General features: G+C 32.1%; 28 protein-coding genes and 3 pseudogenes. 7 read left to right on the forward strand and 24 right to left on the reverse strand.

The annotated features are described in order from the left end of the window. Positions 1-619: 619 nt before the first annotated feature. The 6 genes and pseudogenes from BAQ44_RS20145 to BAQ44_RS20170 all read right to left on the reverse strand — a co-directional run bounded on the left by BAQ44_RS20145 (position 620) and on the right by BAQ44_RS20170 (position 5,081). The gene (locus BAQ44_RS20145; RefSeq protein WP_071723282.1) at positions 620-1,435 is read right to left on the reverse strand and encodes a YwqG family protein; all 816 of its coding nucleotides are present in this window, start codon (positions 1,433-1,435) and stop codon (positions 620-622) included. 78 nt (positions 1,436-1,513) lie between these two features. Beyond that, complete coding sequence (locus BAQ44_RS20150) at positions 1,514-1,921, reverse strand: DnaJ family domain-containing protein (RefSeq protein ID WP_071723284.1); 408 nt, start codon at positions 1,919-1,921, stop codon at positions 1,514-1,516. 22 nt (positions 1,922-1,943) lie between these two features. Beyond that, positions 1,944-3,139: pseudogene (locus BAQ44_RS20155) on the reverse strand (alpha/beta hydrolase). 79 nt (positions 3,140-3,218) lie between these two features. Beyond that, positions 3,219-3,584, reverse strand: coding sequence for a hypothetical protein (locus BAQ44_RS20160; protein ID WP_071723825.1), 366 nt, complete (start codon positions 3,582-3,584; stop codon positions 3,219-3,221). A gap of 261 nt (positions 3,585-3,845) precedes the next feature. Further along, positions 3,846-4,217 (reverse strand): YxiJ-like family protein, encoded by a 372-nt coding sequence (locus BAQ44_RS20165; RefSeq protein WP_071723287.1) that lies wholly within the window; start codon positions 4,215-4,217, stop codon positions 3,846-3,848. Positions 4,218-4,232: 15 nt separating this feature from the next. Next, positions 4,233-5,081, reverse strand: coding sequence for a patatin-like phospholipase family protein (locus BAQ44_RS20170; RefSeq protein WP_071723289.1), 849 nt, complete (start codon positions 5,079-5,081; stop codon positions 4,233-4,235). Between the two features lie 178 nt (positions 5,082-5,259). Between BAQ44_RS20170 and BAQ44_RS20175 the strand changes: the two genes are divergently transcribed. After that, complete coding sequence (locus BAQ44_RS20175) at positions 5,260-5,637, forward strand: PH domain-containing protein (RefSeq protein WP_000522465.1); 378 nt, start codon at positions 5,260-5,262, stop codon at positions 5,635-5,637. Positions 5,638-5,758: 121 nt separating this feature from the next. Here BAQ44_RS20175 and BAQ44_RS20180 read toward each other — a convergent pair whose 3' ends face one another. From BAQ44_RS20180 to BAQ44_RS20200, 5 genes and pseudogenes are all read right to left on the reverse strand, one after another. Continuing rightward, positions 5,759-6,232 carry a GNAT family N-acetyltransferase gene (locus BAQ44_RS20180; protein WP_071723291.1) on the reverse strand — a complete coding sequence of 158 codons (474 nt, stop codon included), beginning with the start codon at positions 6,230-6,232 and terminating at the stop codon, positions 5,759-5,761. A 1-nt stretch (position 6,233) separates the two neighbouring features. Next, positions 6,234-6,755: a YfiT family bacillithiol transferase gene (locus BAQ44_RS20185; protein WP_061679037.1), complete on the reverse strand. Its 522-nt coding sequence runs from the start codon at positions 6,753-6,755 to the stop codon at positions 6,234-6,236. A 16-nt stretch (positions 6,756-6,771) separates the two neighbouring features. Continuing rightward, a pseudogene (locus BAQ44_RS20190) lies at positions 6,772-7,270 on the reverse strand (GNAT family N-acetyltransferase). A gap of 63 nt (positions 7,271-7,333) precedes the next feature. Further along, a pseudogene (locus BAQ44_RS20195) lies at positions 7,334-8,651 on the reverse strand (FAD-dependent oxidoreductase). Between the two features lie 71 nt (positions 8,652-8,722). After that, the gene (locus BAQ44_RS20200; protein ID WP_071723293.1) at positions 8,723-9,502 is read right to left on the reverse strand and encodes an undecaprenyl-diphosphate phosphatase; all 780 of its coding nucleotides are present in this window, start codon (positions 9,500-9,502) and stop codon (positions 8,723-8,725) included. Positions 9,503-9,634: 132 nt separating this feature from the next. Between BAQ44_RS20200 and BAQ44_RS20205 the strand changes: the two genes are divergently transcribed. Beyond that, complete coding sequence (locus tag BAQ44_RS20205; RefSeq protein WP_063263425.1) at positions 9,635-9,841, forward strand: hypothetical protein; 207 nt, start codon at positions 9,635-9,637, stop codon at positions 9,839-9,841. 50 nt (positions 9,842-9,891) lie between these two features. Here BAQ44_RS20205 and BAQ44_RS20210 read toward each other — a convergent pair whose 3' ends face one another. From BAQ44_RS20210 to BAQ44_RS20225, 4 genes are all read right to left on the reverse strand, one after another. Beyond that, positions 9,892-10,272 (reverse strand): nucleotide excision repair endonuclease, encoded by a 381-nt coding sequence (locus BAQ44_RS20210; protein ID WP_061679041.1) that lies wholly within the window; start codon positions 10,270-10,272, stop codon positions 9,892-9,894. A gap of 77 nt (positions 10,273-10,349) precedes the next feature. Further along, a complete protein-coding gene (locus BAQ44_RS20215) occupies positions 10,350-10,913 on the reverse strand; it encodes a GNAT family N-acetyltransferase (protein ID WP_071723296.1) in 564 nt (187 codons plus the stop codon). A gap of 39 nt (positions 10,914-10,952) precedes the next feature. Continuing rightward, positions 10,953-11,525, reverse strand: a complete 573-nt coding sequence (locus BAQ44_RS20220) for a hypothetical protein (protein WP_071723298.1) — start codon at positions 11,523-11,525, stop codon at positions 10,953-10,955. Between the two features lie 133 nt (positions 11,526-11,658). Continuing rightward, a complete protein-coding gene (locus BAQ44_RS20225; protein ID WP_071723300.1) occupies positions 11,659-13,089 on the reverse strand; it encodes a PQQ-dependent sugar dehydrogenase in 1,431 nt (476 codons plus the stop codon). A 202-nt stretch (positions 13,090-13,291) separates the two neighbouring features. Between BAQ44_RS20225 and BAQ44_RS20230 the strand changes: the two genes are divergently transcribed. The 3 genes from BAQ44_RS20230 to BAQ44_RS20240 all read left to right on the forward strand — a co-directional run bounded on the left by BAQ44_RS20230 (position 13,292) and on the right by BAQ44_RS20240 (position 14,417). Continuing rightward, entirely contained in the window at positions 13,292-13,549 is a 258-nt protein-coding gene (locus BAQ44_RS20230) for a hypothetical protein (RefSeq protein ID WP_071723302.1), read from the forward strand. 154 nt (positions 13,550-13,703) lie between these two features. Beyond that, positions 13,704-14,153, forward strand: coding sequence for an NUDIX hydrolase (locus BAQ44_RS20235; protein WP_071723304.1), 450 nt, complete (start codon positions 13,704-13,706; stop codon positions 14,151-14,153). An 84-nt stretch (positions 14,154-14,237) separates the two neighbouring features. After that, positions 14,238-14,417 carry a hypothetical protein gene (locus BAQ44_RS20240; protein WP_071723306.1) on the forward strand — a complete coding sequence of 60 codons (180 nt, stop codon included), beginning with the start codon at positions 14,238-14,240 and terminating at the stop codon, positions 14,415-14,417. A gap of 67 nt (positions 14,418-14,484) precedes the next feature. On the opposite strand, the gene BAQ44_RS20245 is transcribed toward BAQ44_RS20240, so the two are convergent. The 6 genes from BAQ44_RS20245 to BAQ44_RS20270 form a co-directional block, all read right to left on the reverse strand. Then, positions 14,485-15,600 carry an NAD(P)/FAD-dependent oxidoreductase gene (locus BAQ44_RS20245; RefSeq protein ID WP_071723309.1) on the reverse strand — a complete coding sequence of 372 codons (1,116 nt, stop codon included), beginning with the start codon at positions 15,598-15,600 and terminating at the stop codon, positions 14,485-14,487. A gap of 126 nt (positions 15,601-15,726) precedes the next feature. Next, on the reverse strand, positions 15,727-16,380 hold the full coding sequence (locus BAQ44_RS20250; protein WP_071723311.1) for a YdeI/OmpD-associated family protein: 654 nt from the start codon (positions 16,378-16,380) through the stop codon (positions 15,727-15,729). A gap of 158 nt (positions 16,381-16,538) precedes the next feature. Further along, the gene (locus BAQ44_RS20255; RefSeq protein ID WP_071723313.1) at positions 16,539-17,306 is read right to left on the reverse strand and encodes an arylamine N-acetyltransferase family protein; all 768 of its coding nucleotides are present in this window, start codon (positions 17,304-17,306) and stop codon (positions 16,539-16,541) included. Between the two features lie 138 nt (positions 17,307-17,444). Continuing rightward, the gene (locus BAQ44_RS20260; protein ID WP_071723315.1) at positions 17,445-17,948 is read right to left on the reverse strand and encodes a MepB family protein; all 504 of its coding nucleotides are present in this window, start codon (positions 17,946-17,948) and stop codon (positions 17,445-17,447) included. A gap of 108 nt (positions 17,949-18,056) precedes the next feature. Beyond that, entirely contained in the window at positions 18,057-18,425 is a 369-nt protein-coding gene (locus BAQ44_RS20265; RefSeq protein ID WP_061679051.1) for a DUF4180 domain-containing protein, read from the reverse strand. A gap of 202 nt (positions 18,426-18,627) precedes the next feature. Continuing rightward, the gene (locus BAQ44_RS20270; protein WP_071723318.1) at positions 18,628-19,320 is read right to left on the reverse strand and encodes an HAD family hydrolase; all 693 of its coding nucleotides are present in this window, start codon (positions 19,318-19,320) and stop codon (positions 18,628-18,630) included. Between the two features lie 245 nt (positions 19,321-19,565). Here BAQ44_RS20270 and BAQ44_RS20275 point away from each other — a divergent pair, with 245 nt between their 5' ends. Both BAQ44_RS20275 and BAQ44_RS20280 read left to right on the forward strand, forming a co-directional pair. After that, positions 19,566-20,102: a DinB family protein gene (locus BAQ44_RS20275; protein ID WP_071723320.1), complete on the forward strand. Its 537-nt coding sequence runs from the start codon at positions 19,566-19,568 to the stop codon at positions 20,100-20,102. A gap of 244 nt (positions 20,103-20,346) precedes the next feature. Beyond that, complete coding sequence (locus tag BAQ44_RS20280) at positions 20,347-20,529, forward strand: hypothetical protein (RefSeq protein WP_063263032.1); 183 nt, start codon at positions 20,347-20,349, stop codon at positions 20,527-20,529. A gap of 61 nt (positions 20,530-20,590) precedes the next feature. Here BAQ44_RS20280 and BAQ44_RS20285 read toward each other — a convergent pair whose 3' ends face one another. The 3 genes from BAQ44_RS20285 to pulA form a co-directional block, all read right to left on the reverse strand. Further along, the gene (locus BAQ44_RS20285; protein ID WP_071723322.1) at positions 20,591-21,601 is read right to left on the reverse strand and encodes an aminoglycoside phosphotransferase family protein; all 1,011 of its coding nucleotides are present in this window, start codon (positions 21,599-21,601) and stop codon (positions 20,591-20,593) included. A 284-nt stretch (positions 21,602-21,885) separates the two neighbouring features. Further along, on the reverse strand, positions 21,886-22,485 hold the full coding sequence (locus BAQ44_RS20290) for an undecaprenyl-diphosphatase (RefSeq protein WP_071723324.1): 600 nt from the start codon (positions 22,483-22,485) through the stop codon (positions 21,886-21,888). A gap of 465 nt (positions 22,486-22,950) precedes the next feature. Continuing rightward, complete coding sequence (gene pulA / locus BAQ44_RS20295; protein ID WP_071723326.1) at positions 22,951-25,527, reverse strand: type I pullulanase; 2,577 nt, start codon at positions 25,525-25,527, stop codon at positions 22,951-22,953. Positions 25,528-25,724 lie beyond the last annotated feature (197 nt).

Below are 25,724 nucleotides of genomic sequence, written 5' to 3' on the forward strand. Positions count from 1 at the left end.
CATCATCAACAACTCATAAAACAACAACAAATAAGCACACAATCGATCACACAGAATAAATCCAATGAAAAGGGGAGCCTAACAACACAAACTAACATTTAATAAGTTTATTATTTTTAGTTAGTTAACATAATATATATTATAGGCAGTTATAGAAACAAAGTGATATCAGGTATCAAAAACCAAGTAAACTATACTTAATGAGACGAAACAGAGATTTTTAGTGAGATTCACATAAAATCTTATCTAAACGAATTTCTACAGTTTTTATCGTTTTTTTTGTTATAAATCCATCACAGCAAATCTTAATCAATAATCGTTTAAGGTTTAACGATACAAAAATATTTTTGATCGGCAAGAAATTTTTATACAGAAAAATTATTTCTATACAAAATATAAATTATTAAATTCATTTTATGTTTTACTTAATGAATTTATTGCTATTTACACACATTTGATAACGTTACTTTATTTGTAGTTATTTATGTTTTTTACGCTTGACTTTCATTACATACATTGTTCTTTATTCTAGTTAACATAACGTTTATTTTTAACATAAAAAAATCTCCCTTACCTTCAGGAAGATTTTTTAACTTGCTAGTATTTCATTTCTATATTTTTAATAACAATCCCAATTGTAAATAACATTGGAAAAATCTAGATTTAATAAATCGTCTTTATTTATAAAGAAATTAGCAACACCAGAATCTCCCCACATAATATTTAATGAATCGTCTGTATCGATTTGTAGCAATAATACATCATGTTGCTGGTATTTTTCTTCCCATTCTCTCGGATCTGTCTGTGTGAAAAATGGATAACCACCAATTTTATGCCCTTGATCTTTACATAAATCATCATACAGTTCGCCTAATTCTGTATTATTTTCTTCATCAACAATTTCTTCCCAATCAATTTCCTCACTAAACATCTTTTCAAATCGATAATCCCTTGGTGTTACTGGTTGATAACCTAATTCGAAATTTAATTTTGCTGCTTCGGGTATGATAAAGTCCTCTAATTCTAATGTGTTTAAATAACTAAAATCAGTAATAACATTATTTAAATCTTCTATAATTGTAGAATGATAAATAATTCGAAAGTCTTTTTGGGTTGTTGGATGGTCAAAATCTGCTCCGTAAAGCTCGTCATCAGCACTTACGAAAAATTGTAACATTCCCTTTTGAGGCATATATTCAACATGCGGCATTTCTTTAAAGTTTAGCTGCGCAAGTAACATCATAGGTTGTCCGTTTGAATCTTTAGGATGCTCTTGATCTATAGGTAAATACGGATAACCACCAAACTTACTCTCAAAAAGCGTTGTCTCTGCTAATGTTCCAGACACGTTTATATACGGTTGCACACTTCCTTCTAAAATACTACGATACTGCTCTAGTTCTTTCGGAATGTGAAGTTGATACGTATTCTTCATTACATTTGCCTCCCTTTAATAATGAATTGAAAATGCCTTGTTTAATTATATAGCAAGAGATAGTTTCATTGAAAATTGTTAAAAGTCCGTTTTCACCCTTGTTTTTTGCGCACTTGGTGGACAAAGTAAGTTATGTTCTAAAACCTTTTTATTAATAGTCCGAATTAAATCCGCTGCTTCTGCAGTATTTGTATTTTCTTTTAGCCTTTCTTTTAAATCATCAATTTCCTTTGAAAGCTCAATCCACCTAGGTAAAACATGATTATTCTTTAACGTTCTATACAGTTGCTTTTCAGGATTGTACGAAAGGTCTTTATCTAGATTTAGAGGCTTCCCTTTACCAGGCATATTATCAAAAGACCCTTTCTTTTCTGCTTCTTTAACGATAGAACTAATATGATCCTCATACGTAAAGGACCAAACTTTCTCATCTTTTACTAAAATCTCTTGTTTTTTTAGTTTTTTATCTAGTTCTTCTTGATTCATAGATTCTCTCTCCTTTTTATTTTTATAGTGTGTTTTTTGTAAGTTTTAAAGCTTTCAACCCGTCAAATAACTTTTCTCGCCACCAAATGCCGTCATGACCGCCTTGGAACTCTTCATAAGTAATTTGGTATCGTTTTCTTTTAAAGCTTTATATAGGCGTCTATTAGCTGTTAAAAGAGGTTCGTTTTCAATCTCTCCAGCTGCTATATAAAAATGAGGTTGAGTTGCATTTGGACCAATAGTTGAAATTTGATTTTCAATCGAAGGAATTTTATTTTCATGACCATCTTTTTTCCAATGAATGGATCCAGACATTGACAACACGTTTCCGAAAATGTGTGGATTTTGAAGCGCTGCATAACAAGCTGCTAAGCCACCAAGACTGAACCCAGCAATTGTTGTATGTTTCGCTTCTTGATGCACACGATACTTCGCCTGAATCCATGGAAGTAATTCCTCTGTTAAAAATGTATTCATTTTATCGTTATAAGTTAGCTCTTCTAGCCGATCAACAGGATCTATTGCAACAGCAATACAAGATGGGATTTCTTTTTCGTGAATTAAATAATTGAGTGTTCTTGCGATTGAAAAGTCATTAATGAATGAATTCCCATCAAATACAATGAGAAGTTCTTGAAGGTGTGAAATGTGAGAATAATCATGAGGCGTATAAACATGAATTTTACGTGTATTATTTAAATTTAAATTATGAAAAGAATATGTTTCAATTTTGCCAGGTGGATAATGGTTTGAAGGAAAACGACTGCTATACTGCACTTCCATGCCTATGTTTAACACAGACGCTTTATGGGCGCCTTCTCCAAATGTATTTCTATTAAATTGGTCTAGTTCGTACTGTTCACTACGCTTTATCCAATCATTTTCGAAAACATCGTTTACTGAAAAATAGTACGTTGAAATAAAACTCTTATCCGTCCTAAACGTCGCATACCAAATATCTGTCTGTAACAATCGTTTTAATTGATTTACAGACAGATCCCAACCAGGAAAACTACCGAATACATAAACGTTTTCAGTTTTTCGATCCCCTAACCAAATATACGTTATATGCCTATACTTATTATCTAGAGGACATTGTTCTATTAGTGGCGTATGATTCGACTTTATTTCATGCAAAAAAGTATAAAAAGCTTTCTCGTTTCCATTCTTTAATTGATTATTAAGCTCCTCTAACTTAGGACTAATTATTGAAGTCACCCATCTTCCTCCTTTGTATTTCTTTTCACTAGATTGCTTTTATAAAATTTAGGATTAGGATGTTATGTATTTAGATGAGTTATTTATTAGAAAGTTTATCAATTGCTTGAATAGAAAGTTCCAATGCTTTTATCCGTCTTGTTAAAAGTGTTCTTTGAGGACTTCCAGCTTTAGACTTATCATAGGCCCTCTCTATTGATGGAAGTAAACCAGCAAGGACATTACGAGCTTCTTCTAACTCTTCTTGACTATACTGGTGACTTTCTTGATTCCAAACGTTTTCTAGTACTGCTAACCCTACACAAACGGCTTTAAGTCGTTTTTTTACTAATGTAGTATTGGCACCTTTTTCAGTCATCTGTAATAGTGCGTTTTCAAGTTTACGAATTGTTGATTGTAAAGATTTTATTGATTCCAATTTATCTATATTTGATACGTTATCCATTTTAATGTTGTCCCTTCTAGTTTTGTTATTGATAAAATAAGCACTTAATTTTACTCGAAATATTTTAACATAAATAACAAACTTTATTTGAGTTGGACAATGCATTAACGGAATACAATCGTTAAATGTCTCTCTCCTCCCTTACATCATTCTATAAGTACTTCTTTCTGCACATTAAAATCCCTATATAAACAAGTTATAAATATTGTCTTTTTTATGAACAAAAAACGCACAAGCAGAATAACTTGTACGTTTTGATTTTTATTCAGTAAGATAATATAGTAATAGTCTTCGGGTCTTCTCACAATTCATGAAATCTCTATACAAAACGGGATACTTTACAATTTCTGATTCTATAGAACGATATTGTGGAAACCATTCAAAAAACGATTTCCTTAGCCACTTTATTTGCTGATACGTAATGTTCTGTTCGTCTCCATTTAGTACAGAACTTAAAGTGCCTGCTGTATGCATCCAATAATGATTAAAATCAGCATTTATATAGTCATCTTCGGTAAATTTACTTTTTAAATCTCGCTGCAATTTTCCTATAGCACGATACGGGAACGGTTTATGCAATGCACTATGCATTTTCTGTAATTCATTAAAAATAATCTTTTTACCTAATAGCAACTTTCCATCCCTTTATTACTCTATCCAACTTAATAATTTTTCATAATGATATTGAGCATCTGTATAGCCGAGATTATATAAATTAACGAGTTTTTCTTTATTTCTTTCTATTCCGCTTATAGGAAGCTGTACGCTAGGCTGAATGACATAAAAGTTGTTTTTTTGTTCTTTATGATTCATATAAGATATCGTCCCATTATAAAAACGATAATGTTCTACTAAAGATTCTGCGATATTCGGGTATTTTCTATATAACATTTTAGCCAGACCTGAAAATTTGTTACGCTGCTTCTCATATCCTTCTGGCTTTGTCATAATCACAACGTTCTTTTGATAACCATCAGTTTGCGCTTTTAGAACCGGTATAGGATCTATAATCCCTCCATCTAGTAATTTTCGATTATCATAATCTACAGCAGGTGCTATAAACGGGACAGAGCTTGATGCACGAATGATTTTTAAAATATCATTTCCATGTTCTGTTTTATTGTAATAAACTGCTTTTCCTGAATCACAATCAGTCGTTCCTATGACAAACTGTTCACTTGAGTTTAAGAAAGTTTGAAAATCAAATGGAACAATATGATTAGGCACCTCATCAAATAAAAAGTCCATTCCAAATAATTCACGTTTTCGGATCAAATTTCGATAAGATATATATCGGTGATCTGATACTAGCTCTGTATTTACTTTTTTATTTCTTCCTTGTTGGCGTGATAAATAAGTGGCTCCCATACAGGCTCCAGCGGATACGCCGACTACATAAGGAAAGTATAAGTTCTTTTCCATAAAATATTCGAGTACTCCCGCAGTATATAACCCTTTCATTCCTCCGCCCTCTAATACTAAACCGATATTTTTCATGCTATATCCCTCTGCTTCTTTTTTCTTACTTACATATTAGCACAAGATTTTAAGATGAGGTTATAAAAACACTTGCAACTATAACCAGAAACTACTAAAGCAATGACATAATTTCTTAGTAAATAACATGGTACAATATAAGTAACACTATCCATAAATAATGGAGGAGGAATTTTATATGGGTTTATTTAGCGGTATTTTAGGAAATGCATCAAATGCGAGTACAGAAAGTGTAGAACGTGATTTAGAAAAGATTATGCTAGACGATGAGAAAGTTGAGCATGCTTATAAATTAATTCGTGATTTAATCGTATTTACAAACCGTCGTCTTATTTTAGTAGATAAACAAGGGATATCTGGTAAAAAAACAGAGTATCATTCAATTCCTTATAAAAGCATTACACAATTTAGCATTGAAACAGCTGGGCATTTCGATTTAGATGCTGAGCTAAAAATTTGGGTATCTAGTTTGAGTACGCCAATTACGAAAGAATTTAAAGGTGACGATAGTGTTTTAAGCATTCAAAAAGCGTTAGTAACATATACGACAAAATAACGTCTTTTTGTATGTTTATTCACATCTGAAATTACTAACCCGAGTATTTTGGAAGAATATGCATTGAATTTGTATATTTAATCTTAAATAACATAAAAAGGTAAAGCGTATTTTAAATGCTTTACCTTTCTTTTTTGTAATAAATAAGTGTAGTTTTATCATTTAATTTCTTTATTATTTCCGTTCTTTTATACCCCATCTTTTCGTATAGAAAACAATTTCTTTCTTCTTCTAAAATCGTAGCAAGTTCAAAACTCCGTACTTCTGGAAACATCTTTTCAATTAGAATAAGTACCTTCTGAGCGATTCCTTTCCCTTGATAGTTTGGATGAATGAACATTGGACTAATCCAAAATTTATATGGTATTTCTTTTTGAGATATACATATCGCTCCAACAAGATTAGAATCTATTATGATCTTATAATAGTTACTGCTGGGATTATTTATCCTTAAAATAGTTTTTTCAATGAATTCATTTGCTGGATTTGTATTATAGTCTTTATATTTATTTAATAAAGGGTTAAATGAGTCTTTTTGCATTTGAAATAAAACTGCTGCATCATTTTCTATCGCCTTCTTTAAACTAATCTCCATGTTACCAATTTAGTCGTTTTCTTAATGAAGTTATATGAGCAGTATGATGACGTCCGTGCCATGCATATAGTCCAATTGCAGCAGCAAGTTTTGTTTCACCGGTATCTGGATGGTTAAATGTCTTTTCTAAATCTTCCAGTTCTAGAGAATATAAAAGGTTAACCCATCTTTTATGTAATGAATCTAACATTACTAGTGAAACATCTACTGGTAATTTAGAATCAGGTAGTTCTGCCCACTTCTCTTCTTTATATGGTTTAATCGTTGGATTCTTTTCTGTTAGTGCTAATTTAAAACGTATGTAGCTGTTCATATGGCTATCAACAACGTGATGTACAACTTGACGTACTGTCCATCCACCAACTCGATACGGTGTGTCTAACTGCTTCTGATCTAAATCTTTGATTGCCTTTGTTAGTTCATCAGGTAAATCTTCAATTTCTTGAATCCATGTATCAATCATTTCTTCAGTTATAGGACGTTTGTAAGTAAATTGGCCAATTGGATAACGTAAATCATTCATGAATAAGTCCCCCTTATTATAAGCGCGAAGTATTTCTCCATATATAATGTACAAACTTCACATGTTCCCCGTTTAATTCTACAGAATTTGTATCTGCTTCGTTTTACAATTTGTGATGCGAGATTATTAGTAGTTGTTTTAGCAAGAACTTCATTAATTTCATTATTTTTCGCTACTTTTAACACTAATTGTACAGCTGCTGTTGCAACTCCTTTTTTAGTAAACTTTTCTCCGACTCGATACCCTAACGAGCTACTTCGAGTTTCCGTATCTATATTTACTAAATTTATTCGTCCTACAATTTCTTTTTCTTCATTACGAATTAAATAGAAATAAGAATCTCCATCCGCTTGTTCTATTAATAAATCATCTAGTAGTTTTTGAAAATATTCAAAATCAAAATATTGCGAGCCACGATTTGGTACCATTGTTTCAAAAAAAGATTTATTCGTAAGTTCAAACGTAAATAAATCTTTCGCATCGTGTTTCTTTAATTGTTCTATATATATTTTCATCTCGCTTACCCCTTCTATATCTACTAACTGTTATATATTCTTTTTTAATCAACTATTTTCCTTCTATTTCTTTCGCTTCAGTAACACAGCAAGTAGCACTTTTGGATGAAATAGGTGCAATGGACTACGAATTAAATTCATTACTCTTACCAATCGAATGTAAACGTCAGAATCAGTTGCAGATAGTTGATATATTTGTTTCGTATACCATAGCTGAAATTTTTGCTTTATCGTTAATTCTCTTTTTAGCTGAGGATGACGTGATATTTCCGTTGTAGTCATTTCCCACGGCGTTTGTATGATATGAGCGGTCCTTTTATAAAACTGCTGTGTAAATGCTTTGCTTTTGTCTTCTTTGCAAAAGTAACTGTAATTGGTGAGCCTCCATAGCAGCAACTGAAACACCTTGCCCGAAAACAGGATCGAAACGACAATGTGCATCCCCAACTACTAACAGTCTTTCGGGTAGATCATTCACTAAATCAAATCGCCGACGTACTTGATAAGGAATTTTGTACGTTTTGATATCTGAAATGGCTTCTGCTTTATTTAGAAAATCTGTAACATTAGAGATTGATAGGTTTTCAGCGAAATTATAAAAATCTTCATCAGTTTGTGGTGCTTTCTCATTTGCGTACCCGCTGAAAGTAATAAAATAACGATGATCCTCGATTGTTTGAATAAGAACACCATACGGATTGTCAGGGAAACTTGGAGACATTAGCATATTACAACAGTCAAATTTCTCATTTTCTTTGAGTTTAAACAGTCTAGTTGCGTAAAATAAATCAATACGCACTTTCTCTTCTTGCACTTCGATATTGTGTTCGCCTAACCAAGCTATACTTTTTGAACCAAATCCACTCGCATCAACGACAATATCTGCTTGGATTTCTTCCTGCGAGCTAGTTTCTATACATTTAGCTTTTACTCCACATACTTTGTTTAGATTTCTATCTACTAATAACCCTTCAACCGATGTTCTATATTTAGTCGTAACATTGGAAATACCATCAATTCGTTTTTGGATATGCCATTCAAGCAAAAACCTACTTTGTTGGATCATATGTACTTTTCCTATGAATTGCTGTTTCCATAAACGAAATTGGTGCCATTTTATATCACGAGTAAAATTATTTACGATACTACCGGCTTCAATTAGTTCATTAGTGATAGCAGGAAACAATTCCTCAATTGCTTTTTCTCCACCCTTTAATAACACATGGGGATGACTACTTTGCGGAACTCTTTTTCTCGAAGCTTTTCCATCCCATCTTTCACCAGCTTCTATAATGATTACTTCTTTAAAAGTAGTTGATAATGCTTTTGCTGCGAGTTTCCCTGCGATACTTCCGCCAATCACAATAGCCTTATTAAACATATTTTCCTCCTTAATGAAAAAAGATCCTGCCTTGTATGAATGAAACAGGATCTAAACGAATAGTTAATACATTAAAACACGTTAGTATATTGCAACGTTAAAATTAAAATACCTAATCCCCATACGTAGTACGCGAATACTTTTAAAGAGTGACGTTTTAAGTATTGAATCATCCATGAAACAGCTATGTAACCGAAAAATGCTGCTGATAACGTTCCGACGATTAAAGATGTACTGGAAATAGATTCTGCTTTCCCTTGATAAACATCTGCTAATTGCAAAATGATAGCTCCGACAATGGCTGGAGTTGATAACAAGAAAGAAAAGTAAGCAGCAGTTTCACGGTCTAACTTCCTCCATAATGCAGCGACGATTGTCATTCCAGAACGAGAAATTGCCGGGAAAATAGCAGCTGCTTGAAAAGAACCGATAATTAATGCATCTTTATATGTAATGTCATCCATTTTTTTACGACCATTTTTTTGTTTATCGGCCATATATAGAAATAAACCTGTCACTAAAAACTCCCAACCAATCGTAATACCTGTTTTAGAAATATCTTCAAAGAAGTCTTTAAATAACAATCCAATTACAACTGCGGGTATCGTTCCGACAATAAGTAATAGCATTAGTTTTGAAAATGGATTTTTAATTAAATATATAAATTCTTTTTTGTAATAAATAAACACCGCAAGCAAAGTCCCAATATGCAGCATCGTATCTAAAAACAATCCGGCTTCATCTAATTGAAACAAATGTCTTCCTAAATAAAGATGACCTGTACTACTTATCGGTAAAAATTCTGTTAAACCTTGTATGATCCCTAATATAAAAGCTTCTAACCAATTCATGATAGTCCCCTTTCTCGTTTGCTTGTACCAATATATGAAGGTTAAATTTTCGATATGAAAAAAACTATATTTCTCTATGAATTTACTTTCATTTTATGGATATATATGTAAAAAGAGGTCAGGAGGGTTACTATGTGGCAACATACGAAATTCGGCAATGTATTACTTTGGATAGGACCAATCTTTGTGTTTGTGGGGTTATGTATGACAAATGTTATTTCAGATATTCCTTTTTTTGAAGGGAAACATAAAACGCTTGGAATTATAATTTTATTTATAGGGCTTTTCTGTTTAATTGCTGCTAATCATTTTAAAAAAGGAGAAAGAAATGAAGAATGAAACAATAAAAAAACAATCCTAGTATATGTGCTAGGATTGTTTTTTGTTACTTATTTATAAAACACTTTATCAACGTTATATTTTGCTTTATATTCATTAATAATGTATGTTTCATAAATTTCTCTTTCTGTTGGATCTTCTACGATACATGCATCAATGCGGTATACTTCATCACGGTGATTTTTAATTGGTGAAACATTGTCTTCAAAATGCTTCTTAATACGTTGTCTAATTTTACGGGCTTTACCTACGAAAAGAAGTTCGTCATTAATATTGTAAAACATAAAAATGCCGCCTTTATCTCTAGGGAACAAGTGGAAATCGATAAAACCATTAATTGGAGTGATTATTGGCTCGTCTCCTTTAAAAACTTGTTTACGTTCAGTAATTGAAACGTTAGCTTCAGGAATATTAATTTTAATCAAGTTCATTCACGTCCTCTTTTATTATAAATATAAATAATAGCATACATATGTAAGAAAAGCTACGTTCAGAGGCATATTTCATTTTATAATTCAAATATTATAGGAGTATCATGTAAACTCTTCTTCCAAATCATATGATCACTTGATTCTCCCCAATAATCCTTCAGTACATAACTAGGCTCTCCAAACTTCTTTGTCCATATACTTTGCGCTTTTTTGTATCCACTATCTAAACAGTATTCTGTTATTCCTCTGCTAAGTAATGTAATATACATTGCATTTAGTAATACATTTCCTATGCCCTTTCGTTGATATTCAGGTAGTACAAATACGGTTCCTATTTCATATAAATCTTTAAGAACACCGCCTGTACAACTATGAATCAATGTACTTGCTGGACCGATTTCAATTGTTCCAATGATTTTATCGTTACTTGTATCAATTGCTAATAAAAAGTAACGACTTTCTCCGTTACTCTCCAAATCATTTTTCAAATACTGCTTTTTCGTATGTATTTCATTTTCTATGTCATTCAATAATTTTGATAACCCTTCATTTTTAAATGTATGAGTAATAACAAGACGAAAAAACAAATTAAGTTCATCTAAATCATCCGAATTTGGCCTTCTTATTTTAACGTTATACACGACTTAAATCTCCAATCTTTGAAAATACATATGAAAATGTTAAGACAATACTTTATATACTCTATTCAACATTATTCTACAAAGGCCTGCATAGAACCAACAATATAGAAAGCTCAGTATAAATATCGATAATATAATTTTTATATCCATAGTTGTATGAACAGTAGGACCTAATACAGGAAATCGAAAGACATCAAGAACGACCATAATTCCTATAAGTAAACATATCGCTGAAAAGGAAACCACCCAAATCCTCCTCTTGAATTGTATAAAGGATACTCCTAACGCTATACCTAATAAACCTGTAGTAAAAGGAAAGACAATTAATTCACTTGGCTCAATAATAAATATTAGGAGAATAGTAAGAATATAAGAAAGTATTCCCTCGCGAATAGAATAACAAATAGCTAAAAAAATCGGTAACGTAGCAAAAGGGCTAATAAATAAGCCAATACCAGGGATTAAATTCCCCGCGGATTGAAAAATAGCAGCAAGTGAACCAAGTAACGCTGTAATAACTAACCTCTTTGCTGGTGTCACCTTTCTTTTGTGAACAAAATTCGTATCATGCGCGATCATCGGTTGAGACCAATAGTTTCTAAAGTGATTCATCAAAATCCCCCTAAAGATATATAATTTATCACTTTCTATTTTTATTCATACACATTTTGTTTATTTATTACCTTCTTCAAGTAAACCATAGATAATTATTGTATTAAGAATGAATCTGCGAGTTTATATCATATTAAGGAACAACTTCAAAAATAGTACCTTTGTTAAAATCAGTTACTTTCATAGAACCGTAAACTCCTAAATATAATCTAGTTTGATCTAAGTTTGTTCCTAAACTCATAAAATAAGCTGCTTGTTCACCAAAATTATAATTAGTTTCAATAACTTGAAAATCATTACGTGTCCCATCTATACCAGCTCTAGAATAAGCTAACGCACCCTTTATTGGAGACTGAGATTTTTCTTTCTTGGCAAGATCAGTAAACACGATACTACCCGTTAAATTAGGTATTGCAGTTCCCATATATGGCTGGACTCCTGTAAGTGAAGTTCCTCCAAATTTATCTGGTCTAGAATCTTTATGAAAATAACTGATTAGAGGTTGGATTCGCTTTGCGGATGTTTCTATTGTTTCATTATAATAAGCCATTGTTCTCTCATCTAAAGTAGGATTCTCAGAACAGTGCCTTATAAAAGAAGTAGGTAATTCTCCTTCCCACCCTCTCCAACCAAAATTAATAAATCCATATTGATCGGGAGTATCTCTTATTAAATGACTTTGAACAAGTTCGGTAACTGGTATTGGTTTATATTGAACAAAAGAAAAAATAGACTCTACAATATCCTGTCCGACATTTCCGGCATATTTGATATATTGATTATAAAACCTTTGAAATGAAATGCCTGTTATATTTCGAACGCCTTTTGCAATTACCGTAAGTGTTTCTTGTATAGATAAAGGAAGTTCATTAAAGCGTGTAACTACTGGAGGATTGTTTATGGACGTATTTTTACTTACATCGATTTCAATTATTTTACCCGCTATTTCTAAATCATCCTGACTTAAATTAAATGGATCATAGCCTGAACCGCCATCTCCATTTGTAAAAATCAGTTTTCCAGTCTCAGGTGAAAAGTTTAAGCTATTTACTCCATTATGATTAAAAAATGGCCGTTTTATATTCAGTAATGTTCGTCGCTTTTGAGGTTGACCGTTTGATTGTAAAATCCATTCTTCAATTGTATCAATATGATCATATTGAGTATCTCTATTTATCCACTTTAAGTTTAAAGTTTTCGGGTCACACGAATTCGGTTTAAATTGTTCTGAAAGTGCACCTGGTCCTTGAGTCCCAGTCATTGAATAATGAAGATAAAATAAGCCATTATGATTAAAGTGCGGATGAAACGCTAATCCCAGCAATCCGCGTTCATCATAACCGCTACTAGCAACACCTTCTTCAAATGTGCCTAATTTAATAATTCGGTGACGAATATTTAAAAATGTCTTTATAGCTCCGTCTCCTATGTAAAAAACCTCTCCTAATTGAGTTGCGATAAATAGCCTTTCGGTCGATTCACCTGGAAGTATAGCTGCTTTTATTACAGTTGGTAAATTTAAGTTATGAACGATGGGCTGTAAACGAACCTTAACTTTTGTCAATTAACTGTACACCTCTTTTTATTCTTTTTAATAGAAGAATATGATTAGAGTAGTTCAATTAGTATCAAAACTATAGACGTGAAAGCGTGATATCCCTATTCGTATAATTCTGTTTTCTATTTAGCATCAATTAACTTACATTCCTTTTTATTACATTTTTTGATATGATACAAGTATAAAATATAAATTAGGGGGACAATCAATGGCAATCTTACTACAAATCATCGTACCACTTATATGTGCAATATACTTATTTACCCTCTATCGTAATAGTACAATTGGAAAAGCCGCTTTTCTCTTAGCAGTCGTTATTGGGATTTTTGGTTTAGAGAATATCTTTCAATATGCTAGTTTAACAGATCATGCTGTTTATCCATATTGGGGTGGTTTGAAGGCTGTAATCTTTGTTTTATCAGTTGTGTTTTTATTCAAAAGAACACCCACTCCATATAGTAATTAACTATAAGGGGTATCGATAGCAGTTCGGAGAAAAACTACGCTAAGTAAATTTCGATAGGTAAAAAGCAGTTTTTGCCCAGTTATGATTAAACATGTTTATGAACAATTAATTATTTATATTTATTTAAAGATTATTTTGTGGAGGAAGTTATGCAATGAGAGCACCCTATCAAGTATTGATATTTCCTTATATAATAACTGATGATTCTATTCAATATGCTATTTTTAACCGAAGTGATTATGGTTATTGGCAAGGAATTGCTGGTGGTGGAGAAGATGGTGAGACCCCTATTGAATCAGCAAAACGAGAATCATTTGAAGAGGCTGGTATTTTAAGAGAATATCCTTATATTAAATTAGATTCTGTGTCTTCACTACCTGTAGAGGATGTAGTTGGGAAATTTCTTTGGGGAGAAGATGTTTATGTAATAAAAGAATTTTCTTTTGGAGTTAAAGTTCCTACAAAAAACATATTATTATCAAAAGAACACCTCAATTATAAATGGTTATGCTTTGAGGATGCAGTAACCCTTTTGAAATGGGATAGTAACAAAACAGCATTATGGGAATTAAACAAGAGGCTATTAAAACAATTAAAGTATTAGCTAACAAAGCCTAAACAACTTCAAAAAACGTCAAACTATTATTTTGTTCTTGTTATTTCTAATTAATAAAGGTAGGTGTTACATATGTCCATAAATGTTATCTCAATTGTATCAATAATAATTTGGATTGTGTTGATTACAGAACTGATAAAACCTTCAAAAGAACAAAACGGACGAAAAATAGTAACTTTATTATCTGCTGGTTCACTATCAACGCTTATTTTGACGATTTCATTGATTCAAAATGTCCCGTTTTGGAATTAATAATGATCTAACTAACCAAATTAACTATAAATAAAAAAAGATTAGGAGCGAATCCTAATCTTTTTTATTATTCAATTGCACCCGCAACGTCATAATCGTTTAAATCTAATTCTATTGTTTGGCCGAGTGCTAGTTTAGATAATTCTGATCCTAAATATGGGCCAGCAGTTAAACCAGAAGCACCTAATCCGTTTGCAACGAGAATGCCTTCAAAGTTAGGCAGCGGTCCGATAACAGGTAAGAATCCTGGAGTAAACGGTCTAAATCCAACTCTCGTTTCAAGCATAGTACTATCTTCTAAACCAGGCGCAACTGTTAATGCTTTATGGAATACTTCATGTAAACCACCTGCTGTTACGCGGTGATCGAAACCAGTGTCATTCTCATGTGTTGCACCAATTACGACGTGACCATTGTCAAATGTTAAAATGTATTGATCATTTGGCGGCATAACAACTGGCATATTTTCTGTTGCTGTATTTTCAATTTGCAGGTGAACAATTTGTCCTTTTTGGAATGTAACTAAGAAATTAATTCCTAACGGATTCAAGATTTCATTCGCCCATGCGCCTGCAGTTACAATTACCTTTTCTGCTACAATTGTTTCATCGTTTACTGTAACTCCAGTAATACGATTACCTTCACGAACTAATACAGCATCTCCTTTTATAAAAGTAGCACCATGTTTTTTCGCAGCACTTATTAATGCGTTACGTAATAATCTTCCATTTACTCGTGCAGCGCCACTAATGTGAACAGAACTGTATTCTTCTGATAATGCTGGGAATAATTTTTTCGTTTCTTCAGCTGATAAGCGAGTGATTTCACCAATCTCTGGCGCATCTTCACGTCGTTTATAAGCTCGCTCTTCCATTTGATCTAGTTTTTTCTCGTCAGTATGTAAACTAATTGCACCTACACGGTTGTAACCTGTATCCGTTTCACCGTCTTCTTCTAATTGTTGGATTAACGAAGAATAGTAACGTGCACCGCCTTTAACGATTTTATACCACGCTTTATTACGACGCTGTGAAAGCCAAGGACATACAATACCTGCTGCTGCATCAGTTGCTTGACCTAATTGTTGGCGATCTATGATAGTAACATTCGCACCTGCCTTAGCAAGGTGATAAGCTGTCGACGCTCCTAAAATACCAGCTCCAACTACAATATACGATTTCATTTCAAACACCTTTTCTCTTTTACTAATTATTTAAATATAAGAACATACTTTAGTATACTGAAAGGAATTCTTTTTTCAATGTGCAAAGTGTCATTAATTGTTGCATCATTGTGACGTTCCTAACCATTATTTTTTCTTCTTACGGAATAATTCAATTGTTTTATAGCCTTGCGAAAGGATTTCAATCATTTTCTCAAGACGTTTATCGCGTGTTTTTTCTTGTTTTACAGAAAATAAATTACGTGCCCAATCTTTTTGATATCCAGGTGTTAAACTTTGATAAAATTTAAGTTCATTTGGATGATTAGCCAATAGGGCTTCTACATCTTTAATACGATCTGCATAATCGGCAACACATTGACTCATAGCAGGTGTTTTCTTCTCTTTTTTCTTTTCAAGCTTTAAACCTACAACAGTAAAGACGTCGTCCATACTCACCATTCGTGCAAATTTAATATCACTCTGTCCTACATACCCATCTTCGCCAACGCTTAATGCAGGAAACATCTCATCACGGTGAATAAACGTACTGTAACGAGAATTCCCTTTTTTCGGATACGCGAAGAATATGTAGCCTTTTTCAATTAGTAATTCTTCATTACTAATAATATAATTCGTTTGTTTCACCATTTCATCAAGTGTTTCTACAAAAACAAAAATGGCATCGTGTTCTTTTGAAAATGTAGTTTCTTTTCCTGTAAAAATGTCATAATCATTAGGTTCATTAATTACGACCATATTTGTATACTTATTAAGTTTCAATTTATCAATAATTGACATAAAAATCTTCCTTTACATTCAAAATTCATTGTTTATAATTTTTCATACTGTTCTAGTGTATTATATCTAATTAGAAAATCAAACTTTAATAGTTATTTTAAATAAAAGTTAATAAAAATAGCCGATTCTGCATAAGAACCGGCTAGCTATTCGTGTCATCACAACTCAATAGCAAATAAAGTATTTAAAAGCTCTCTATATTGATCTTCTGTAATTTCACATTTTGTTTTTTCCCCATGAATCATTTCAGTTAAACTCGTATTCGTTAAAGAGACATGGCCAGAGACCGTCAATTTAACTGCAATTGGTCCTTTATTGAAAATAGATTTCTCATCTTCTATTACTCTTTTTTGAACATCATTCACTACTGTTTCATCAATGATACGATTATAAAACGCATGACAAACTTTCCACTCACCGTTCGTATCTTTTCTGTCTAGAACGTAATTTCCTTTACTCGTATCTTTTCGTCTCACTCGATACGTACCATTTTTAGAGGAAACAGCCCCACCAGTAAAAGGTACAGGGACTAGAGGTACTAAGGAAGCAATACCTACATCAATTAAGTATCGTATGTTATCATAGTTTAAAATAATTGTTATATGTCCATCCTCAAGTGCCCATGCGTTGATTTCATTTTTATATACGGTACCAAGTGCAAGTTGTACATCATAACCACAATCTTGTAAAAAGTAGTAAAAAAGAGTATTTAATTCATAACAAAGTCCGCCGCGGGACGTATTTAAAATTTTATTCTGTAAATTTTCTATAGTAATTGTATTCGCATTACGTGCTATAACATCTAAATTCTCAAATGGTATAGTGTGTGCGAATGCAAAGAGAATTGTGTTTAATTCTTCAAAGTTCACTTCAGTACGGTTTGCAAGATTCAATCTTGTAAAAAGCTTATGTTGTAGACTTGTCATAGTCAGCACCCCTTAACATGTATAAGTTAAAATAGTATATGTTGATTGTAAATTTGATGGGGTACTGAAACAATGTACATTTCATTTAACTGTACCGGTACAAAAAGTCCAACTCACTAAATTACATAAGAAAAGAAGCTACAAATATAAATTTAATAGTTTATCTATAGGTAAATTATAAGGATCACTTAAATCAACAAAATATTGAAGTTGCCACAATTGGCTCTTTTTCGCTTGATTACTAACAGGGGTATCCCAAAGCGGATAAATCCTCATAGCCATCTTGCCTTTTTGACTTTGCGTTTTCAATATTTTTTCTTTAAGAAGAATTTCTTTAGGGAAAACAAATTGTCCTAGTTTATTATCATCAATGCAAGTGATAACTAATAAGTTAGGAGCAGCGTCATAAGAAAATGCTTGATTTTGCATATTGTCATCTTTCTCCCAAAAAGAAACAAATTGCCCGATTTTATTAGGCGTAATTTTTGATACTCTAAAACGGATAGTTTTGTTATTTAAGTGAAATAAACAACCGGCATATTCTGCGTTTTGCTGTTCTTCTTTTAGATTCGTGATTATTAATTTGTTAGGTTTGTAAATTATATTGTTTAAATTTCCAATTACATCATTAAATTTGTTCAAGAAAACTCCCCCTTTATTCACCTCTTAGTTTATCACAAACATCAGTTCTTCTATATCGTATATAATCATGAACTAAGTGAAATGAGGGAATTTAGCAGGATATAATTATTACTTTAATGTACTTAGTTTTTCAATTGCTTGTTGTTCAGTTGATAAGTAAAATATATCTCTACCTTTATTACATTCATAAATAAAATCCTTTAAGCTTTTACTAGTATACATAGAGAAATCCCCAACAATAGCAAACTTTACCTTGTAGTTTATAAACTTTTGAAGAATATCGCCCGCAAGACGTGTCTTTAGATCAAAGAAGTCTTCGCTTATTAAAGATTTTGGGATAATAATATGTTTCGCATCTACCTCATATTGAACTGTTGCCATAGTATCTAATGCAGACTGAACATCCGATATTAATACCTTATCGTTTCTAATGACCGCAATATTGATTCCATCGACTACTACTTTCTTTATCTTCATAGTCCCACCCCTATATAATTTACACAGTATGAGTAAAATCGTTTTACAAAACTTCGTATTAATCATAGATTAAATTAGCCGCAGCTATTAAAATCGCCTCTATTTTTTATTGTAAATATATACTTTTTATTATTAATACGGTCAATGAAATTAATGATAGTTTCTCTTTTTTATATTTTTAAATATATATATGAAATTGCTTTTACTTGTTATAAAAATATTGTGGAGTAACATAACTTAACAAACTATCCAAAGTGTTAATCTCGGCATATGGTTGTATTTGGGTAGTATTCTTGATTTTCTGAGGGTTAAACCACAAACCTTTTATATTTGCATTTTGAGGACCAGCAATATCCTTTTCTAAGTCATCCCCAACAAATAAGGTATTTTCCGGCTGTGCATTTAGCTTACTTAATGCTAGTTCGAATATACGTTTATCAGGTTTACTCAATCCCACTTCTTCCGAAATAATGATTGTATCAAAGTAATTGTTTAAATTCGTATTAATTATTTTAGCCTTTTGCCTCTGAGTTGAGCCATTTGTTATTATTCCCACTTTAAAGTGTTTCTTTATATGATTTAAGAAATGAATAGTATTTTGGTCAATTGAAAAACATTTAGGGAAATTTTCATTCCAAAAATCTTGGATATACTTGCGCGGCAATCTATATTTCGGCGCGAATTCATCAAATAATGATTCTATAACTATCGTTTTATCACTAATGCCATATTCCCTTTTATCGTACCCTTTAAATTTCTGTAACATATTGTTTTTGACTGTATCACTAACATCCTCATAACACTTTTCTAAAACTAATAAAAACAAGTTATCTACTGCTTTATCCCTATCAAGTAACGTATCATCTAAATCAAACAGCATCGCTTTATAACCCATCAAATAATTTCACAACCTTTCTATATTTCCTAGATATTATCAAAAGTAATCAAAAACTCGTAATAGGACGATATTCGAAGAGTTAAATCAAAAATCCTTTTTCTGTTTATTAATTGATGTGACAGTACACTATTTCGACTAAGGTAATAGATGAATTTTTTGATTTTAATTTATAATTATCAGACTAATCGGAACACATTTTATGATAATCTGTACTTAAAGATTAAAAACAAAGGAGGATTCGTATGCAAATAAGACCCAAGGCAAGTGAATATAACCTCTATTATGCAACGTATATTAACTTGATATCAGACGGAAATATCATACATATTCTAGAACAACAGATACAGGAAACGAATCTTTTATTAAAGGGGATTTCTGATAGTGAGGGACTTTTCCGATATGCTCCTACTAAATGGAGTATAAAAGAAGTAATCGGTCATGTAGCGGATACAGAACGGATTATGGCGTATCGATTGCTATCTATCGCTCGAGGCGAGAAAGCAGAACTTCCTGGGTATAACGATGAAATGTATGTTCTTAAAGCTGCTTTTGATAAGCAATCTATGCAAGATCTTCTTGAGAATTTCATAGTTGTTCGTCAATCTACCGTACATTTACTTAAAAGTTTAGATAAAGACGCTTGGTTACAAAGAGGAAATGCGAATAAATCTACAGTTACAGTTCGTGCATTAGCATACATCATTGCTGGTCATGAGCTTCATCATCTTCAAATTATAAAAGAACGTTATTTTGGTTCTAATGCATATCCATTAAGTTAATACTTGAAAAAAAGAGTCCTATTTATGTAGGGCTCTTTTTCAGTATTTATAAAGGATTAGAGTTAAATATTATATTTAAGTATATAATATTTAATTTTCTAAATGTAAAAAGAGAATATGGTTAGCTCTTAGAGCCTTGAGCAATTTTTATTAAATTCAGCAGGCTAGCCACTTTTATTTGGTACATAATTTTCTTCAAACTGGTATACTATAAACACAATAGTTCTAGAAAGGTGATGATATTATGTATGAACAACAAAATAATAGGGATAGAGATCAAAAAATGATGTTTTCAATGCAAGGAATTCCCACAAATAGAGTTAACATGAATCAATTACCTAAATGGATTAGAATTTTCGGCTATTGTGCATTTGGTTGGTTGATACTATTTAGTTTCATTATGATCGTAGGGTTAATTCTGCAGTAACGATACTTATAAAATGTTTACGGGAAAGTATTTAGATCATAAGTCTAGGTAATAAACTATTTTAATCAATAAGACCTGCTACTGAATCTGTGTATGATTCTACCCATTCATAAAATGAAAGTTCATTATCCCAGGTGACCATATTCATTGCTTTTGCACAACCCCAATCTAGAAGTCGTTGATGAAGCATATGTACTTTAAGACGTTTTTTTATATCCTCTTTCCCTTCTAAATTTCTACAATACAAATTAACTAAATGTTTTGCGATATTGCCTTCATTGTTATCTAAATAGTAAGTAATCATCTTAATTAGATCAGAAACAGGATCTGCAAAATATGAATTTGTAAAATCAAAAACACCACCAAATTCCCATCCATTGTCGCCTAAATAGATTAAGAAGTTTCCAGGCTTAAAATCGCCCATCACATAAGTTGGAGTAGATAAATTTTTAAAAGCCCCCTTGGATTCGTCTAATAAAGCTTCCACCCATTTGAAATCCTTATCCGTAATTTTCGAGTATTTTTTGGCATCCTCTAACCAAAATAATATTCTATTGAAAAGCCATTGCGTGTATGAATTTTTAAAGGGAATTATCATGAGTTTTTCCGTATTAAGTTCACCAAATTCGTTGACTTTCCAATTATGAAATTCAGATAATGTTTTAGCGATTAATTCGGCTATTTTAAACTTGTCATTTAATTTGAGTTTAGCTTTCAGATATTTTGAGTTTAGATGTTCGCCTTGAAGACAAGGCATTAGTGAATAACTCCAACCAAAAATTTCATCCGAATCATCAATTATATATGGCATAGGGACAATCACGTTTGTTCTTTTATGGATATTTTCTACAAAAAATTTTTCCTCAACCAATTGACCAGCATAAAGTGGGTTTCCTTTAAAAACATACTCTCCTTCTGTTGACGAGACAAACATAGTTTGGCCCATAGCTCCATTTGCTGTTTTTTTCGATGAAATGAGTTTACCCAAATTAAATTTATTGAGCATCGATTGTAATTGATTATCATTTACTATTCCTAGTTTATTAGATGCAAAGATTATTTCCGCAGTCATATGAGGCCTCCAATCCGCTTTATCTTTAAATAAACTTTCATATAACAATGATTTCGTTAACCATTTAAAAATACCCTTTAGCAGAATAAAGATTAGCTAATTGTTCATTTCTATTAACTTTCTGTATAAAGGTGCTCTGGACACATTTGATTTACAGTCATGCTTAAATCAAATAAGATATTTTATTACTTGGACGTACACGTACACATACTCCTTATCACCGTTGTGGATATAAATAATTGTATCTTGCGGAAAATAGTAATGAGGATGAAAACGGGGGATACTCACAATCCCTTTGAATTATTTTTGGATGATAAAACATGTTTTTCTACTCTTTCATATAGAGTAAGTAATTTCTTGATAAAAGAAAATTTCGGTACTAACCAATAAGAAAACAATGCTGAAACACATCCTATTAAAGCCCCTATTGCAACATCAAAAGGATAATGAACTCCTACCCAAATACGAGAGATTCCTACACAAAATGCAAGTATAAGCCATAACCAACCAGCTTTATTACGAACAAGCCAAAACGAAAAACAAATTGAAAAAAAGAGAATCGTATGGTCACTAGGAAATGAATTATCTACAGTATGGTCGACAAGTTTATTCACATCAGGCAATATTGCAAACGGTTGATAATTTAGATGGGATTTCCCTGCTATTTTTCCAATCACCTCAGCAATTACAAAAGCAACCATCGCTTGTATAACCATCATCCTAGTTTTTCTGGACCCAGTAAACCAATAAGTTAAAATAATTAAAGCAAAAATATACACCATATATTCTGCCAAAAACACCATGGTTGAGTTTAGGAATGAATATTGTTTACCTAATTCATTAATTGCTCGAAAAATATCAATATTGAATTGAGAAAAAGACATGTTCAAAGCCCTCTTTTTTTATAAGGTGTTTTACTGATTGCCATATACCTTCATTACATAAATAATTTTGATTATTGTACTCATCTGAAAATATCAACCTTTTATGACATCGCTTTCTTCTTTTTCACTTTAATAAAAAAAGAAAAAGGAAAACATCGAACTTTCTTACAAACATTCGTGCATTCTTACAGTTTTGTCATTTTCTCGTCACTTAGCAAATGAATTCGTCGTCTTGCCTTTCGTTATTTTCAAAACTCTTGTAACTCTAGGTTTATATTGTTCTTTCAGTATGCAACGGTTAGTTCTGTAGCAATGATCACATAAGTAAAAAGGAGAAGAACCTTGGTAAGTCTTCTCCTTTTTACTTATGTTTTTATTGAATTGTAATAAAATTACAGTACGTGAAATTATAGTACTTTAACTTTAAAAGCGAAGTGAAAACAACATTCACTCCGCTTTTTGAATTTATTTAATTGGTTTCTCTGTTTTTAAAACTAATGAACTTAACGCAGGAACTTTAATTTTATTATCATGGACAACATAAAGTGTTTTACTACCTGCTAGTTTACCGTCCACGAGTACTTTCCAAGGACCTTTCGACGGAAGCGTTATGTCAATGTCTTCCCTATTTGCATTGTGAGCCACCATAAAGTATTCGTTTTTATTCCCATTGCCGTTTCCATTTCCATTTATTGAATATGCGACAACATTTTTTGGAACATCAATAAAAGTTATATGCTTTTTTATCTGTTCTGCAGATGTCATTCGAAATGCTGGATACTTTTTGCGTAATTCTATTAAGCCCTTCATATAATCTACTTCATTATTAAATGCTGCACGGCGTAACCAGTCCATTTGGTTAATTGAATCAGGAGATTTGTAACTGTTATGATCACCATATTTCGTGCGCATAAATTCTTGTCCTGCATGTAAGAATGGAATACCTTGTGATGTTAATAAAATCGAAGAAGACAATTTGTGCATTTGTTTTCGCACTTCTTCACTGTCACCTGGATTCGTCAACTCAAGTTTGTCCCATAATGTATGATTATCATGTGCTTCCACATAAGTTAGCACCTGCTCCGGATCTTGATATGTAGACGAATTTATATCGTAGTCAATGCCTGCTGTAATCCCTTTTTTAATACGGTCTTCCATGTTTTCCTTCCCATTTACAAAGCCATTTTCTTTTTCCTCAAATACGCTACCTTTCAATCCATCTCGTATATTATCGTTAAAATGAGCAATCCCTTTCATTTTTTTCGCATTTTTTTGATTTGCTTTCAACTCAGCTGCAAGAGGTGTATTTAAATCCCACCCTTCTCCATGCAATATAATAGAAGGGTCAATTTGATTTACAGCTTTACGTATTTCATTCATCGTTTCATAATCATGAATACCCATTAAATCAAAACGGAATCCGTCTAAATTATATTCTTTTGCCCAGTATGTGACCGAATCCACCATAAATTTCCTCATCATTTTTCGTTCTGAAGCTGTATCATTTCCTACTCCAGTTCCATTTGCAAATGTTCCGTCTTCATTGTAACGATAATAATAACCTGGAACTAACTTATGAAAATTAGATTCAGTAGCATTATACATATGGTTATATACTACATCCATCACAACACGAAGATTATTATCATGCAGTGTTTGAATCATTTGCTTTAATTCAGTTATTCGAACAGTAGGCTCATATGGATTTGTAGAATAGGATCCCTCGGGAACGTTGAAGTTTTTCGGGTCATATCCCCAGTTATATTGTGGTTCGTTTAAATTCTCTTCATTTACTGATGCATAATCAAATATTGGTAAAAGCTGAACGTGCGTAACACCAAGATCTTTTATATGATCAAGTCCTGTTTTCACACCTTCAGGCCCTTTTGTTCCTTTTTCTGTTACCCCTAAATATTTCCCTTTCTGCTTAATGCCACTTTCGGGCTGAATAGAAAGATCACGTACATGCAATTCATAAATAATAGCATCTTCCGGATTTTTAAATTTTGGCTTTTTGTTTGCTTTCCATTTTTTCGGATTTGTTTCTTCTAAATCAACAACTGCACCTTTATCTCCATTTACAGAAGCAGCACGTGCATACGGATCAACTGCTTCAGTCCACTTATCACCAATTTTTACCTTATATGTGTAATAGAGCCCTTTTTGATTCCCTTTAAGTTCTGCTTTCCAAGTTCCTTTTTCAGCTTGTTTCATGTTTATTTCAGTACCTATTTTATCGTTCCATTTTTCATATGTAACTAACTTCGCTTCACTCGCAGTAGGAGCCCATACACGGAACTTAGTAAATTGTGGCGTATATACATTCCCTAAATCGTTACCACCATAATAAAATGAATGATCAAATTCCTCACTACGAATTACTTTACCGATTTCCGTATACGCATCAGCTACGTTTTCGATTTTCACTTTGTATGATTGTTTTAAATCAATTTTCTGCTCCGTAATTATTTTAAACTTATTCGTAACATTTCCACTGTTTCTATCATAAGGACTAATATTCTTTATTTTAATGCCTTCAATTTCAATTTTCCGTTCCTTAATATGAAACGGGACATTAGTCGTTACAGTAATCTCATTGAAACTATCAATAGTTGCTTTTTGAATTGATAGATCCGAAGAAGGCTTAGAGTTATATACTTTATCATCACCAGAAAGAATCCACACTTCAGCGCGACCGTCCTTTATATTTTCAATCCAACGATCGCCACCATCTTTTTCCCAATCATTTGTACGAATGATAAATCCTACACGATTATATTCACCATCTATATTAATCTTAGCGTACTTTCCAAATTCATCTTCACCAGTAAATTCATATGATTTACCATTTGCATTTTCTCCCCATGTCCAAAGGTTCCAGTTCTTTGTATTTCCAGATTGCTCTTTGTAATGAATGATAACTTCAGTTGTTTTCGAATTTAAAACTGCCTTTACACTTTGAAAAGAGAAAACAGATGATAACATAACGATTATAGTAAGTAATAAAACTGATTTGTTAACTAATCTTTTTATCATTTTCACCACATACACCCTTTCTTTAAATAGTAGGCACAATTTATTATGCTCGTACTAAATTACACTATTTAAATTAATCTAGAAATCTCTTTTACTTCACCCCCATATTGGCTATTTTCACATTTGTATTTCAATGATCTTTTTTATTACGAAAACGTTTGCATTAATTGTTAAAAAAATATATTTGATTCCGTCTACACATA

It is taken from the genome of Bacillus mobilis (assembly GCF_001884045.1).
In the GTDB taxonomy this organism is placed as follows: Bacteria; Bacillota; Bacilli; order Bacillales; family Bacillaceae_G; genus Bacillus_A; species Bacillus_A mobilis.